This window comes from Archangium lansingense (assembly GCF_026626635.1).
Lineage (GTDB): Bacteria > Myxococcota > Myxococcia > Myxococcales > Myxococcaceae > Archangium > Archangium lansingense.
The window spans coordinates 3984015-3998228 of sequence record NZ_JAPNKA010000001.1; the positions used below are offsets into that span (position 1 = coordinate 3984015).

The 14214-nt window shown below is 67.6% G+C and carries 12 protein-coding genes and 1 pseudogene; 7 read left to right on the top strand and 6 right to left on the bottom strand.

All coding sequences use genetic code 11. The annotated features are described in order from the left end of the window. Window positions 1-24: 24 nt before the first annotated feature. Window positions 25-1395, bottom strand: coding sequence for a leucine-rich repeat domain-containing protein (locus OV287_RS16210; protein WP_267534929.1), 1371 nt, complete (start codon window positions 1393-1395; stop codon window positions 25-27). Window positions 1396-1684: 289 nt separating this feature from the next. Between OV287_RS16210 and OV287_RS16215 the strand changes: the two genes are divergently transcribed. After that, window positions 1685-2404 carry an aldehyde dehydrogenase family protein gene (locus OV287_RS16215; RefSeq protein WP_267542352.1) on the top strand — a complete coding sequence of 240 codons (720 nt, stop codon included), beginning with the start codon at window positions 1685-1687 and terminating at the stop codon, window positions 2402-2404. 147 nt (window positions 2405-2551) lie between these two features. Here OV287_RS16215 and OV287_RS16220 read toward each other — a convergent pair whose 3' ends face one another. Then, window positions 2552-3043: a transposase gene (locus OV287_RS16220; protein ID WP_267534930.1), complete on the bottom strand. Its 492-nt coding sequence runs from the start codon at window positions 3041-3043 to the stop codon at window positions 2552-2554. Between the two features lie 650 nt (window positions 3044-3693). Beyond that, complete coding sequence (locus OV287_RS16225) at window positions 3694-4296, bottom strand: biotin transporter BioY (RefSeq protein WP_267534931.1); 603 nt, start codon at window positions 4294-4296, stop codon at window positions 3694-3696. Between the two features lie 197 nt (window positions 4297-4493). Here OV287_RS16225 and OV287_RS16230 point away from each other — a divergent pair, with 197 nt between their 5' ends. Both OV287_RS16230 and OV287_RS16235 read left to right on the top strand, forming a co-directional pair. Then, complete coding sequence (locus OV287_RS16230) at window positions 4494-4961, top strand: hypothetical protein (RefSeq protein WP_267534932.1); 468 nt, start codon at window positions 4494-4496, stop codon at window positions 4959-4961. Between the two features lie 124 nt (window positions 4962-5085). Next, window positions 5086-5541, top strand: coding sequence for a hypothetical protein (locus OV287_RS16235; RefSeq protein WP_267534933.1), 456 nt, complete (start codon window positions 5086-5088; stop codon window positions 5539-5541). Window positions 5542-5864: 323 nt separating this feature from the next. Here the strand turns inward: OV287_RS16235 and OV287_RS16240 are convergent, their stop codons facing one another. Together OV287_RS16240 and OV287_RS16245 are read right to left on the bottom strand one after the other, a co-directional pair. Then, window positions 5865-7145 carry a hypothetical protein gene (locus OV287_RS16240; protein ID WP_267534934.1) on the bottom strand — a complete coding sequence of 427 codons (1281 nt, stop codon included), beginning with the start codon at window positions 7143-7145 and terminating at the stop codon, window positions 5865-5867. A gap of 74 nt (window positions 7146-7219) precedes the next feature. Next, window positions 7220-7552, bottom strand: coding sequence for a DUF2325 domain-containing protein (locus OV287_RS16245; protein WP_267534935.1), 333 nt, complete (start codon window positions 7550-7552; stop codon window positions 7220-7222). 464 nt (window positions 7553-8016) lie between these two features. On the opposite strand from OV287_RS16245, the gene OV287_RS16250 reads away from it, so the two are divergent. Then, window positions 8017-8949: a hypothetical protein gene (locus OV287_RS16250; protein WP_267534936.1), complete on the top strand. Its 933-nt coding sequence runs from the start codon at window positions 8017-8019 to the stop codon at window positions 8947-8949. A 125-nt stretch (window positions 8950-9074) separates the two neighbouring features. Beyond that, window positions 9075-9260 carry a hypothetical protein gene (locus tag OV287_RS16255; RefSeq protein ID WP_267534937.1) on the top strand — a complete coding sequence of 62 codons (186 nt, stop codon included), beginning with the start codon at window positions 9075-9077 and terminating at the stop codon, window positions 9258-9260. Window positions 9261-9400: 140 nt separating this feature from the next. Here OV287_RS16255 and OV287_RS16260 read toward each other — a convergent pair whose 3' ends face one another. Continuing rightward, entirely contained in the window at window positions 9401-12817 is a 3417-nt protein-coding gene (locus tag OV287_RS16260; protein WP_267534938.1) for a choice-of-anchor A family protein, read from the bottom strand. A 727-nt stretch (window positions 12818-13544) separates the two neighbouring features. On the opposite strand from OV287_RS16260, the pseudogene OV287_RS56450 reads away from it, so the two are divergent. Next, window positions 13545-13679, top strand: a pseudogene (locus OV287_RS56450) (alcohol dehydrogenase catalytic domain-containing protein); the annotation flags it as partial. Window positions 13680-13815: 136 nt separating this feature from the next. Beyond that, entirely contained in the window at window positions 13816-14097 is a 282-nt protein-coding gene (locus tag OV287_RS16265) for a zinc-binding dehydrogenase (RefSeq protein ID WP_267534939.1), read from the top strand. Window positions 14098-14214 lie beyond the last annotated feature (117 nt).

Below are 14214 nucleotides of genomic sequence, written 5' to 3' on the forward strand. Positions count from 1 at the left end.
GACGAATCGGCTCCGGGTCGCGATTCAACGCTCCCGGACCGAGCCAGTCAGCGAGTACTCCTTGGTCCGGAATCCCGTACCGAAGCGGCCGACGAGCTTGGCCATGTGTTCGGGCGAAACAGGTGACGTGACGACTCCTGTCAGACGCGGCATGCCCTTCGCGCTCACGAGCGCAGCGATGACAGCATCCAGATCGGTTCCCTCGACCTCCTCATCCTGACTCAGGGCCGTTGCGTCGAAGTCGAGGTGTAGCTCGGTGAGGTTGGGCAAGTCGGCGCGGCCGAGGCTGTCCGCGGTCGTGTGGTTGACCTCCAGACGGAGCTCGCGCAGGCGCGGCAGGCGCCGAGCGACGAGACCTTGCTGCGACGCCGTGAGATCGTTGCTCAGGGTCAGAGACTCGAGTGCGGCAAGAAGCTGAGACCGTCCAAACCCGGTGAGGGTCGTGCTCGAAAGATTGCAGCTCCGTAGGCGCAGGTGGCGGAGAGCGGTCAGGTAGGGAGACGCGATGAGGGACGCGAGCTCGTCATCCTCGACTTCCGAGAGAACGAGGTGCTCGACGGTCGTCATGCGTGCCGAGCCGGCGACGATCGCGACGGCTCCCGGGACGTCGCCCAGACCGAGATGCGCGACGGCCAGGCGCGGCGACGTGATGAGCGCCGAGAAGCCGGGGCCAGGCAAGGCCGAGTCGCCGGCATCGTCGAATCCGAGACAGCCCTCGAGATCGAGCCCACGAAGGCGAGACAGGCTCGAGGCCCGGGCCAGGGCGTGGCAGCCCTCTTCGCCGATCGCGGAACGTGCGAGGTCCAAGTAGGCCAACGCGGGCAGGTCGAACAGACGACTCAGCCCCGCCGGGCCGATGCCGACGCGGGGGAGCGCGAGGCTCTCCAGACGCTCGAGACCGGCAGCAGCGAGAAGGTCGGCCAGATCATCACCCACGGGGATGTCACCATCCTGGGCGTCGGGCATCGCGAGGCCGAAGCGGCGCAAGTTGGTCATCTTGCGCCGAGCCAGCGGCTCGTATGCCTCGACCGTGTGGAGCCCGGCGGCCAGCTCGAGCTCGTCCAGGTGATGCAGGAGCGGTGACGCAAGCACCTCGGCTACCCCCGTGACACCGAGCCAGTTGCAGTCGATGCGCAGCTCGGAGATGGCCCGTAGCCGAGAACACCGAGTGAAGGCGGGCACCAAGTCCTCGGACCCGAAACGCTCGTTGATCCAGGCGCGATGGAGGTCGATCCAGGACTCGGCGTCTTCCCTCTTGATACCGCGAGCCATGCGGCCAGCCAGGACTTCGTCGAGTCGAACGAGACCCACCACGGACAGACGCGACTCGACGGCGACGTCATCGCGGATCAGCTGCCGCGCGGCGAGCTCGAGGGGCCAGGGCCGTTGGAGCATGGTCGGAAAGGTATCGCCGAATCTGGCGCGGCGGCAAGTGGTGCAGCAGGCGCTGTGGGAGTGACGCACGGCTGAGGGATGCACTCTCTCGCGGAGCCCAAGGCGACCGGTCGCCTGCGCAGGGGAGGGGTATGCCTGGAGCGCGACGGGCGGGCCTCCTCGGGGCCCTCCTGCACCGTCCAATGCGTGTCGCGCGGCCCTCCTGGACGACCACCTACCCCGGCCCTCGCCCACAACAGGGCTCCCATGCCGCCTATGCTCCATCTGGCACTTCAGCGATTGGAAGCTGCTGGCGAAGCAACTCAAGAAGGGCTTCGAGTACGGCAAGCAGCGCTGCACGGCCTACCCGCGCTTCGTGGTGGAACGCGGCCTGGTACCTCACTTCCTCGAGATGAACCTGCCCGTGCTCGCGTCGCTGAAGGTGGGCCACCCGTTGGTGGGAGAGAAGCCGGACGCGGCGCCCCCCTCGGTCGATTTCGGACCCCTCATCAACAGCCAGAAGGTCGAGGAGCTGCACGCCATGATGAGCGAGGCCGAGTCCAAGGGAGCCATCCCCTTGTACAAGTGCCGGCTGGAGCCGGACATGTTCCTGCCGGGCCAGGACGTGTCGGCCTACATGGGGCCCTGCTCCTTCCTCCACGTGCCGAGGAACTGCCGCCTCTACCACAACGAGCCCTTCGGCCCGGTGGACTCCATCGTCGTCGTGGACACGGAGGAGGAGTTCGTCACGGAGATGAACGTCTCCAACGGAGCGCTCATGGCCTCCATCGCCTGTGACGAGCCCGAGACGGCCCGGCGCATCGCCTCCGAGCTGCGCGCCTTCAAGGTGGGCATCAACGCCGTGCGCTCCCGCGGTGACCGGGAGGAGACCTTCGGCGGTATCGGCCAGTCCTGGCAGGGCTGCTTCGTGGGAGGCACCTACCTGGTACAGGCCGTGACCCAGGGCGCCCCTGGCGAGCGGCTCTTCGGCAACTTCCCCGACTACACGTTGCTGCCGGAGAAGCGTTAGGGGCCTGCTCGTCGCTAGGAGCTTGTCGGCGAATCGGACAGAGGTGCGGTAGCGCATAACAGGTGCTATCCGGCGCCATAGGCGCAGAGGTTCTGGGGGGCGTGGATGATGCGGCCCATGGTCGCCCGCCTCGCGGCGACCTCGCCGCTACGCGGCCTGAGTGGCAAGGCTGGGAAGCTCCCAGCCCTGCTTCCACAGCTTCTTGAGGTTATGGACGGTGCACGCCAGCGAGAATTCCCCTCGTACCTTGGAGAGGCCTCGCAGCGAGAAGCGTGGCAGCACTCCGTTCTTCACCTGCCCAATCACCGGCTCGGCCGTCACCTTGCGCCGCGCGTATGCCTTGCGCCCCCGCTTCGTCAAAAGCTTGCGCTTCATGCGCTTCATGCGCTCCTTGAAGCTCAGGTCAGCCGGCGGGCGCCCTCGCGGTGCCGGCGGCGCCTCCTCCCCATGCTTGCTGCGCCCGGTGGCGATGAAGCACTCCACGCCTTTGTCCTCTACCTTCTCAATGTCCTCCTGGCACAGGTAGCCCGAGTCCGCGCTCAGCTCCTCGGCCACGAGTCCCGTGTTGGCCTCTACCTGTTCCACAATGGGAGTCAGCTGACGCGCATCGTTGGCGCTCTGCCCCACCTCCTGCGCCACTATCAGCTGCGTGGAGTATAGGCCGGATGGGAGCCCTGTTGCGTGCGAGGGCCGGGGTAGGTGGTGGGCCAGGAGGGCCTTGCGACATGCGCTGGAGGGTGAAGGAGGCCCGCCAAGGAGGACTGCACGTCGCGCACCAGGCGCACCACGGCCGTGCGCGGGCGAGCGGTTGCCGCGAGCTGCTCGAGAGGGTGAGACCCACAGCCGAGAGTGACTCCCAGAGAGCCTGCTGCGCTGGCCCCATCGCCTCAGCCAGGCGCGGCGGCTGCTCGGGCAGCTGAAGGTGAGCGCGCTGGCGGAGGGAGGTTCCAGCCCCACTTCAGTGACTGAGCGTGAATGTGTAGTGGCTCAAGCGGATTCCGCAAGGCGCGGTTTCACTGAAGGTCATTCTCATCCAACACTCCGAGAGTTCCCGCCTCATCGAAGAGGGGCTGGAGGTCGGGTGCCAGGGCAACGCTGGCCTCCCGTCTGAAGACGGGCAGCCTCCGCGTGAGGAGTCCGCGCTCCCGCTGCGGCGGCGCTGCGCGACTTCCCCGAGGAGGCCGCGTTCCTGTGCAACGCGGCCTGTCTCGCCTTCTTTCTGGGGCGTGGAGCGGAGGCACGGGCCCTGAGCGCGGAAACTCATCCGCGCGGTGCCTTGAGCGTTACCTTCATGGCTCGCGAGGCCGTAGGAGCCTCCAGGCGAGGGGCATCCCCAGGCCGGCGAGGGTGGCCTTGAGCAACCCACCGGGGAGGAAGGGCAGGAAGCCCTTGTGCAGGGCCGTGGCGAAGTCGAGCGGGGCCGCCACACAGAGCCAGGGCACGCCGATGGCCAGGATGACGAGCTGGCCCGCGAGGAAGAGCGGGACCGCCTTCCACGCCACCCTGTCGAAGCCGTGCCGCGCCGCGAGGCCCACGAGGAAGGCCGCGGGGATGAAGCCCACCAGGTAGCCGCCGGTCGGCCCGAGCACCTGTGTCCAGCCGCTGGCCCCCTTGGAATAGAACGGCAGTCCCACCGCCCCGAGCAGGACGTAGGCGAGTTGCCCGGCCATGCCACGCACGGGCCCGAGCGCGGCGGCCGTGAGGACGACCGCGAGCGTCTGGCCCGTGATGGGCACCGGGGAGCCCGGCACCTCGATGGCGACCTGCGCGAGCAACGCGGTGAACAGCGCGGTGCCAAGCACGAGCGCCCCATCATGGACGCGCGTGCGGGCGAAGACGTCGGCCAGGACGAGCCTACCGGAAGTGGTTCGCGAGAATTGGAGTCGATCCATCGGGCCCGGTCCCTTCGTAGCATCCCTCGTGCTCCGCCATCACGGTGCGCGATAGCTCGAAATCCCGCGGCGGCGCCTCCCCCGACCGCCCGCCTGCAGGGCTCGCCCCTGCGTGTGGCTGCGGGGACACACCCGGCCTACGCCCCGAGGAGTTCCGGAGGGTTACACAGCCCTCCGGGGCTGGCCCACGGGCTGCAATGCACCCGGGGCATGAACTCACTTACACCGCGCTGCGGAAGTTCCCCGCCGTCGAGCAGCGCGGCGATTACGTCCACGTCGTCATCGACGCTCGGACGAACGAGCGGGCGTGGCTGCGCCTCAACAAGGACAACGGGAAGAAGCCCCAGGTGGGCATCACCTCGTTCGCCTCACGGGAGTGGGCCTGGTCGGGCATCGAAGTCCAGCACCTGGCCCCGAAGTCGGAGACGCGGCTGTACAGCGCACCCAGGCAGGAGGCCCGCTGGCATTCCCTTTCCCCGTCCCGTCCCGCGCGCAGGGAGGGAGCCGTGGTGGGCGACCTGCGCATCATCAAGACGCACGGGAACTTCATGCAGGTGGGCGAGCTGCTCAGTCTGGATGAAGAGCTCGCCCCGGTGGGCTGGGTTCCCATCAACGATGAGAACGGCGTGCTCCTCATCTGGCCGGTGTACGCGCCGATGTGCTGAGCGCCCTGCTCGACGTCTCAACGCGTGGCACGAAACGGGTGATGGATGCGGCGAATCGACGGAGTCAGGCTTCTGGGCGTCATGGCATGGCTGGGGACCACGGTGGCGCTCGCTGGCCCCCAGAATGGTGAAGGGAGTCCAGGCCGCGTGCCCCACCTGGGTCGAGCAGAAGAGCAAGGCCGTGAACCTGCAGCGGACGGTGAAGGGCAAGGGACTCACGCTGACGGTGGTGGAGCTCGCCTGGCCCGAGGAGCCGGAGGCCTCGGACCTGTCGTTCACGTCCGTTCCCGTGCGGTGGTTGAGCGTGGTGGCTCGCGACGGCGCGGGAGCATTGCTCGGCGTGTATTCGAAGAAGGACGAGTACTCCCTGGCCGGTTCCCGAGCCGTGGGGTGCAGGACGGAGGTGAAGTCGGCGCGCAAGGACACGGTCGTGCTGGAGCGCACCTGTAAAGGCTCCTCGGGCGCCTGCGACACCGATCCGGGCGAGCGGTGGCGAGTCACCGTGCGCTGGAACGGGAAGGCCTTCATCCCCGAGGAGAAGCTGCTCGCGAAGTGGGAAGCGAAGAACTGCGCCGAGTAGCGTTCTTATACGCCGTTGTTCGGGCCTCTCAGGAGGTGCCAGAGCCGACGCGGCAAGTTCCGAGCGTAGGAGCCCGCCCGCCGGGCGAGCCAGGGAAGGTGTCAAAGGACTCGTTCCGACATCTCGTCTCCTACTAATCGTCTGACACCCTTCCTGGCTCCTCGAGGTGCTGACGGCGAACTGTGGCGGGGATTCTTCCTGGCCCGCTCCGGCGTGCGGCGAGGAGGACGGGCCTCCTCGGGGGAACGGCTCCTGGTGCGAGCGGTGGAAGACGCTGTGCCCACCCCAGGAGGGGTGAGCCTTCCCTCAGGAGGGACAGCGCCTCACGGGCACGCGGCGGAGCGGACGGGCGAGTGGGTGCGGGTGCCGGTCTCGTCGATCTGGAACGTGGTGCCCGCGATGGGCCCGGACACGGCGCGCGCCGTGGCGATGAAGGTGGAGGGGCCCGTCAGCTCGACGTGGTAGATGAAGCGGCACCCACCGAGCCAGGAGCTGTCCGGACTCGTGGGGCGCGTGCCATCCGTGCAACTCAGGGGCAGGAAGCCCAGCTCCGCGAAGTTGCTCGAGTACCGATCCTTCTCCTGGAAGATGGCCCGCTCCGTCGTGTAGAGGGCCTGGATGTGGATGAGGCCCTCCTCCTCCTGGACGTCGCACACGGACCGGGTGGGCTCCCGCTCTTCCCAGGCGATGTAGCGGCGCACCCCGGAGCGCTCGATCCAGAAGACGATGGTCTGGAACGAGGGCGAGCCGATCTGCAGTGTGACGTCCGCGACCGGAGTGCCCGCGGCCCCTTGCGCGGTGACCGTGAAGGAGGGCGTGGGCGAACCCGTCACCGACGACACTTGGTAGGCGAAGTGACAGCCCGCCACCCAGTCGGGTCCAGGCAGGGGCGCACTCGAGCCATCCGTACAGCCCATGGGCACGAAACCCGCCTGCAGGAGGGTGCTCGGATACTGGTCCCTCTCGAAGAAGGATGCCCGCATCGCCAAGAAGGCGTGGCCCATGTTCTCGACGGCTTCGAACTCCTGAGCGGAGAAGGACCCGGTGGGCCGGCACTCGTTCCAGTCGACGTAGCGGCGCACCCCGGAGTGCTCCAGCCAGAAGAAGATGCCCTGGCTCGGGCTCGAGCCGATCTGCAGCGTCATGTCCGCGGCCGGAGTGCCCGTGGCGCCCTGGGCGATGGCGGCGAAGGACGAACCCGGCGGACCCGTCACGGACGTCACTTGATAGGCGAACTGGCAGCCCGCCACCTGGCCGGGTCCGGGCACTGGCGCACGCGAGCCATCCGCGCACGCGGCGGGCGAGAAGCCCACCTCCGCCAGGTCCTGTGAATAGCGATCCCTCTCCTGGAGGAAGGACCGCTGCGCCTCGAACAGCGCCCGCATCCCGCGGATGCCCTCGCAGTCGAGCTCCCCACTGACCCCACCGTCCCCACTGTCCCCACTGTCTCCACCGTCCCCGCTGACTCCACCGTCCCCGCTGTCTCCACCGAGTCCACCGTCCCCGCTGTCGACGGGGAGGGTCTCCGGCATGGTCACCTGGGCCTTCGTCCCGCACCCGCACAGCGCTCCCACCACGAGCAGCCACCGCATCCCACGCATCATGTGAACCTCCTCCATCCCCGCTCCTGTCACCTGTGGACACCCGACGTCAATACGGGTTCCTCGCAAGAGGGTGCTCACGCGGCCAATTGCTCGACGACCCCGCGCAGCGCGGAGACGGAGGCGCTGCGAAGATAGACGATGGGCGCGCCGTCCACCGCGAGGCTCCGCACCTGATCGCGGAGCGAGTGGGAGACCATGCTCACGATAATCACCACGAGCGCGACCTTGCCGAGGCCGCGCCGCGCACCCGGCGGCAGCCGGTTTTCGTAATGGCGCAGCAACCAGCCGCGCCCCTCCACGACGTCACGGTAGCGATCCGACATTCCCCCGCTGCCGCCGATAACAAGCACCGTGCGGTTCGTCTGTTCTCTCTTGTCATAATCGCGAGATCGCGGTTCCGAGGACATGCCCGCCTCAATCGCAAAACGCGAGCCAACGCCCAGGCGCGCTGTCTTGCCTCGTATTTGCTGCGCACAGGGCTGAGCGAGGTTTTATTCCTCGTCATAATGACGCTGAGCCCGAGGTGGACTCTGTCATGTTGTCACGTACGCCAAGACCCGCCCCCTGCCTCCACACCTCAAGCAAGCGAACACGTCCAGTGCGAACGTCCTGCGTAGCGGACCGGCCTGGTCCAATCGTGGTGTGAGCTCCTTCTTCGGCTCCTCCACCGTCGCGGCAAAGGACGGGCTCTCGCCCCTCTGCACCAGCCCTCCACCCTCGACACAGCCTCTCTCCATCTCATGCTCATCCGGCGCACGTGGGGTCGCCATTCCGGTCACGCCGCCGTCACGCCCCTCGAGGGAGAACACGTGCGCTCAGGCCGGTGGAGCAACGACAACGCGTATTCGCGAAGACAAGGGGCTACGACATCATGAAGAAGATTCAATGGAGAGGAACCGTGGAGTTGCTGCTGGCGGCGCAGGTGCTGGCGGTGGGCTGCGGGCCCACGCAGGAGTTCCACGCGCCGCCAGCCCTCGCCAGCCAGACCCATGAGATTCGGATTGCCAACGGGCTGTCCACGAACGGGCTGTCCACGAACGGGCTGTCCACGAACGGGCTGTCCACCAACGGGCTGTCCACCAACGGGCTGTCCACCAACGGAGTGAACACGGCCGCGTTCGCGACGTGGTTCCAGCAAGACCGGGAGCTGAACGACACGCTGATGCAGTACGTGGTGCGCTGTGGCGTGCCGAATGGCCAGAGCGTCTCCTACACGGACCCGAGCACGGCGCAGAGCTACACCTGGCAGGGGCTGCTGGGCCTCACGCCGGGGTGGGTGGGTGGCGCGCCGGTGACGCAGGCGGAGCAGCAGGTGATGACGGCGTGCCTGGCGGCGCACGTGAACAAGTACGGGATGAGCGTTCCACTGTCCGTACTGGGGCGGAACACGGTGGGGGAGGAGATCGAGTACAGCCAGCAAGAGCTGGAGACCTACTCACGGACCGAGGGGTGCTTCTTCGGCAATCTCTTCACGGGCGAGGGCTTCTTCGTGGGGAGGGAGGGAAGTGTCCTGGAGGACGCGGAGAGCTCGCTGCGCGCCTGCGCCCTGATGCCCAACACCACCAAATCCGAGTGCGATCCGGTGGCGTACGTCGGAACGTGCGAGAGCCTGTGCACGCGAGAGGGCACCCAGCCGTACTACACGAGCTGCACGCTGAACGGACACACGTACCTGCCCATCACCACGAGGCTGATGCCCGAGCAGGTGTATCGGTGCGGGGACGGGGTGTGCCAGTGGACCGAGCAGTGCGGCAGTGGGACGACGCGTGACAGCTGCGCGGCGGACTGCGGCACCTGCTCCTGAATGTTCATGCCGTCGGACTGGACGTTGAATCCGCCGCGCCCGCTCCCGGAGGTCTGCAGGGGTCCTGCGGTGGCCTTGCCGGCGGAGTTGGAGACCACGAGCTGCGCCCGCGCTGAACGAACACGGTGCTGCTCGAGGAAACCGTCAGCGTGCTCGGGCGCCGGGTGATTGCCCGGGTGGAGGGCGGCAAGTTCTGCTCCGAGTGCGGCAAGCCACTGGCGGCGGCCAAGGTGCACTGCACCCAGTTCGGTACGGAGATGAATCCCACCGCGCGCTTCCGCGGCGAGTGCGGACCTCCCCGGGGTAGCTGAGCGCCCGGCCGAAGAACCCGCCCCCGTGCTGCTCACACGCGGGCGGGACTCCCAATGCGTTCCCTGTGGCCTCATCGAAGGTCATGGATGAGGCCACCGGTGTACCGGCACTGAGCGTGCCGGCCACCCAGGGAGCCGCCCTACGGATTCGGGAAACGGCGCTCGTACTCGTACGGAGTGGATTTCAAGAACGCCTTGATGAGGGCCTTGTAGTGCTCGGGGGTGTATCCCGAACCATTGAAATGCCCCATCCACGAATCAACCTCAGAATTGTTGAGCCCAATCCTGGAGAAAGAACAACCAGGGCTCCACTCAGAAGGACAAATCGGGGTCCCGTCAGCCTTGAGTTGCGGCAGACGCCGGAGCAGGTCGTAGTAGAGAGCCTTGATGAAGGCCCTCTGGTAGATCTTCGAATCCAGGTTGCCGCTGCTGAGTCGCGGGTGCCGGAAGCTCTTGCTCTCCGCCGAGGTGATGAAATCGTACAAGATGTCGGCGCGGTTCTTCCAGCATGCATCGGTCGTGAACTGACCCGCCACGCACTCGTTCATCCTAAGAGTCAGGTAGTGCTCGAGCCCCCAGCTGTCCGCCTTGCGATTGAATACATCGCGGTAGGATTGCTTGAGGAAGCACGCGTTGTCAGTGAGGGGATTGCACCACCGCACACTGCACGTTCCCGAGAAGTTACAGGTCTCGCCGGAGGAGTCGCCGCTGCAGGCCGTACCGAAGGGAGCGTCAACACCCTCGTTACGGCAATCGACAGGCTTGGGCGCAAACGAGTCCTCGCAGACCTTGCTGCTGCCCGTGCAGTACGCCGCCATATCGCCGGGGGACCCCGTGGGCGTATAGCACATGGTACCGGCGGGCCTGAGGCTCCAACTGCTCGTCGACTGGCTCGGGTTGCACACCTGGCACGGCGCGTTCTCGTCAACATGCCCCGCGTTGTAGTACACCCCTCCAATCAGGCACTGATTCATGCACGCGCCCGCTGCGTTGCAAATCTGCCCCGAGCCGCACGAGGTGCCACCCGACACCACGGGGTGGGTACAGCTCCCCGACCCATTGCACACATCACTGGTGCACGCGTTGGAATCGCTGGTGCACGCCGCGCCGGAGGCCTTGGCGCTCCAACTCGTGTTCGACACGTTCGGGTTGCACACCTGGCACGACGCGCCCGGGTTGGCGTCCCCGTTTGAGTAATACGTCCCCCCAATCAAGCACATGTTGGGAGGCACAGGAGGCAAACCACACACGCCCGACGCGCTGCAAACCAGTCCCGAGCCGCACGCGCTGCCCTCGGGCTCCGGCGGGTGGCTGCAGCTCCCCGCTCCATTGCACACATCACTGGTGCACACGTTGCCATCGCTGGTGCACGCCGTGCCGTAGGCCTTGGAGCGATCGGTGGGGCAGCTTGGACCTGTCCCCGTGCAGAGCTCCGCCAGGCCGCACTCGCCTCCTTGGGGCCGGCACACCGTGGTGCTGGGGGCATACCCATTGCCAGGGCATGTGTCGCTGCTGCCCGTGCAGTACTCCGCCACATCGCACACATCCGCCGAGCCACGGCACACGGTCGTGGCGGGCTTCTTGGCATCCGCCGGACACGTGGCCGAGCTGCCCGTGCAGTACTCCGCCGCATCGCACACATCCGCCGAGCCCCGGCACACGGCCGTGGCGGGCTTGAAGCTCCAGCCACTCGTCGACACGCTCGGGTTGCACACCTGGCACTCCGCAGCCGGGTTGCTCGTCCCCGCCGCGTAGTACACCCCTCCAATCAAGCACGTGCTTCCACACACGCCCGTTGCGTTGCAAATCTGTCCAGAGCCGCACGAGGTGCCACCCGCCATCGTGGGGTGCGTACAGCTCCCCGCGGCATCACACACGTCACTGGTGCACGCGTTGCCATCGCTGGTGCACGCCGTGCCGGAGGCCTTGGCGCTCCAGCTGCTCGTCGACACGCTCGGGTTGCACACCTGGCAGGCCGCGCCCGGGTTGGTCGCCCCCGCCGCGTAGGACACCCCTCCAATCCAGCACGCGCTCGCACACACGCCCGTCGCGTTGCACACCTGGCCCGAGCCGCACGCGGTGCCAGCGGCCACCAGGGGGTGGCTACAGCTCCCCGTCCCATCACACGCGTCAGTGGTGCACGCGTTGCCATCGCTGGTGCACGCCACGCCGGAGGCCTGGGCGCCGTTGGCGGGGCAAGCCGCTGCGGTCCCCGTGCAGAACTCCGCCACATCGCACTCGCCCCCCGAGGCCCGGCACTGCACCGTGGCAGGGACCATGCTGCACGTACCCACCTGTCCCGCCAGGTTGCAGGCGTCGCATTCCCCTCCGCACGCCGTGTCGCAGCACACCCCGTCCACACAATTCCCGCTGGAGCACTGGCTGGCGCTGCTGCATGCGGCCGCGTTCCCCTTCACCGGCGCGCAGGTGGTGCCCGCGCAGTAGGAGCCGCTCGCGCAGTCGGCGTCGACCCGGCAACAGCTCGAGGAAGTACACACCCCATAACCGCACGTCGTCGGGTTGCAGCTCTGCGTCCCCGCCGCGCCGCACCAGGCCGTGCAGCTCCGGTTGCCGGAGCCGGTACACTCGAAGCCTTCGTCAACCTGCCCGTCGCAGTTGTCGTCCGCTCCGTTGCAGAGCTCCGGGGCCCCAATCGCCCCCCCCGCCAGCTCATCCAACGGGCTGTTGCTGATGCTGACGGCGCCGCTCAGCGAAGCGGCGTAGATGCCGCCGTACCAGGCTCCGGCAGCGAAGGTGACGTGGGCATAGGGGGCCAGCGCCGTGCCATACGCGCCGAAGCCGGCGGGGTTGGCGGTGAGGCTGGTGGCCTCCACGAAGTTGTAGAGCACGCGCCGCGAGTTGGAAGTGTTCGTGCCGCCGATGTTGGTGGGGAAGGTGAAGGCGGTGCCGCGGATGTTGATCACCACCAACGAGCCGGACGGCGCGTCGAGATTCCACCACTCGCCGCCTGACAAAGCGCTGGCCTTCACCTCGAAAACGTTCAGGCACGGATCCGTGCCGCTCATGAGCACGCCGCCCCATTTGAGCTCGGTGAGTCCATTGATGGGCTGGGTGGCCAACCGCGAGGACAGGCTGCGCAGTCCGGCGAAGCGGGCCGCGAAGTCAATGGGGGCGCCCTGCGTCGCAGGGCATTCCGCCGACGTGCAGCCCAGGCTGCCGGAGGTGTAGCTGCCTCCGTACCAGGCGTTGCCACGAAAACCGCCTCGCTGGAGGGTCAGGTTGCCGCCCGCGACCAACGTATTGTTGGGAACGGGGCTGGCCGGAAGATCCATGCCCACGGAGAAGTCGGTCATGGTGATGTTGCCACCCGCTGCCACCTTGCCACCGACGTTGTGGCCTCCGGTGTAGTCCTCGAGCAGGAACAAGTTGTAGTCGCCCAGGTGGATGTCGAGGCAGATGGAGCAGCTGCCCGCCGCGAGCGCACTGTTGGCGCTGCTCACGTTCTCCGCTTCTTCCCTGGGTTCGCGCGAGTCACAACTCAACGCGCCCACAATCGCCGCCGCCGCTAGCAGCCACGCCAATCTTTCACGGTACATTCAACCGCTCCTTGCCCCCGACGGGTCTTCCTCGGGAGCCCCTTTGTTTGGTGTTGCAACAATTTTGAAAAGGCGCGCTATGAATGAAAGGAGCCGGCGAGATTGAAAAAGATGCGAAAAAAGCCGCGGGCCGGGCCGTCGTCGCGGTCAATGGGGGGAGCGCGGCAGTGCACTCACGCTCGTGACGCACAGCGGCGCCCTGGCGGCCCTCCCTCCTGCATTCCCCCCCTCGCGGAGCATCGGCGGCATGGGAGCGCTGTTGCGTGCGAGGGCCGGGGTAGGTGGTGGGCCAGGAGGGCCTTGAGACATGCGCTGGAGGGAGAATGAGGCCCGTGAAGGAGGCCTGCACGTCGCGCTCCAGGGGCACCACGGCCGTGCGCGGGCGAGCGGTTGCCGCGAGGTGCTCGAGAGGGTGCGAGCCACAGCCGAGAGTTACTCCCAGAGCGCCTGCTGAGCTGGCCCCAGCGCCTCAGCCAGGCGCGGCGGCTGCTCGGGCAGCTGAAGGTGAGGGAGAATGCGCCGGAGGACGGCGCCCAGCGTCAGGTAGGCCAGCACCCGTCGCTGGCCTGCGCACCTTGGGCACGAGAAGACATCGACTGCGAACGTCCTGCGGAGCAACCCGGCCTGGTCCAGCCTCGGAGCGCGCTGACGCCTCCCGTAGCTGCCCACAGTTGCCGCCCCTGCAGCGGGTGCCTCCTCCTCGCCCGAGGCCGCCGCTGCAGGGACGCTGGAGGCCGCCGGCACCGTGGATGCCGTGGGTCCCGACGTCCGAGGGCTCGAGCCCGGCACCCGCGTCGTCGCGCTCCTGTCGAATCAAGGGGGCTTCGCGGAGCGGGCCGTGGCGCCGGCCTCGACGGTGCTGCCCCTCCCCGACGGGGTGTCCTTCGAGCAGGCCATCTGCCTTCCGGCCCAGGCCCCCCACGGCGCTGCTGGGGCTGCGCGAGGGCGCGAAGCTGCGAGAAGGAGAGTCCGTCTACATCCCCTCCGCCGCGGGAGGCGTGGGCCGCCTGCTCGTGCAGCTCGCGAAGCGCCTGGGAGCCGCGAAGGTCATCGGCGGCGCGAGCAGCGAGTCCAAGCGCGCCCTCGTCTTCCGCCTGGGCGCCGCCGCCGCCGTGGACACCTCGCGCGAGGACTGGCCCATGCACGTCCGCGAGGCCACCGAGGGCCAGGGCGCGGACATCGTCTTCGAGCACGCCTTCCCGCTCGAGGCCGTCCCCCAGGCCCACCGGGCCCTGGCCTCCCGCGAGACGACCGGCAAGGTCCTCATCCGCGTCACGTGAGCCTGCCCGGGCACATCGCCATTCCGATGTTTCTGTATCACTGAAACTTCAACATCCTGCCTTCTCGTGTACTCGAGGTGCATTCCTGGACTAGAACTTGTTTTGCAGTTTTGTCTG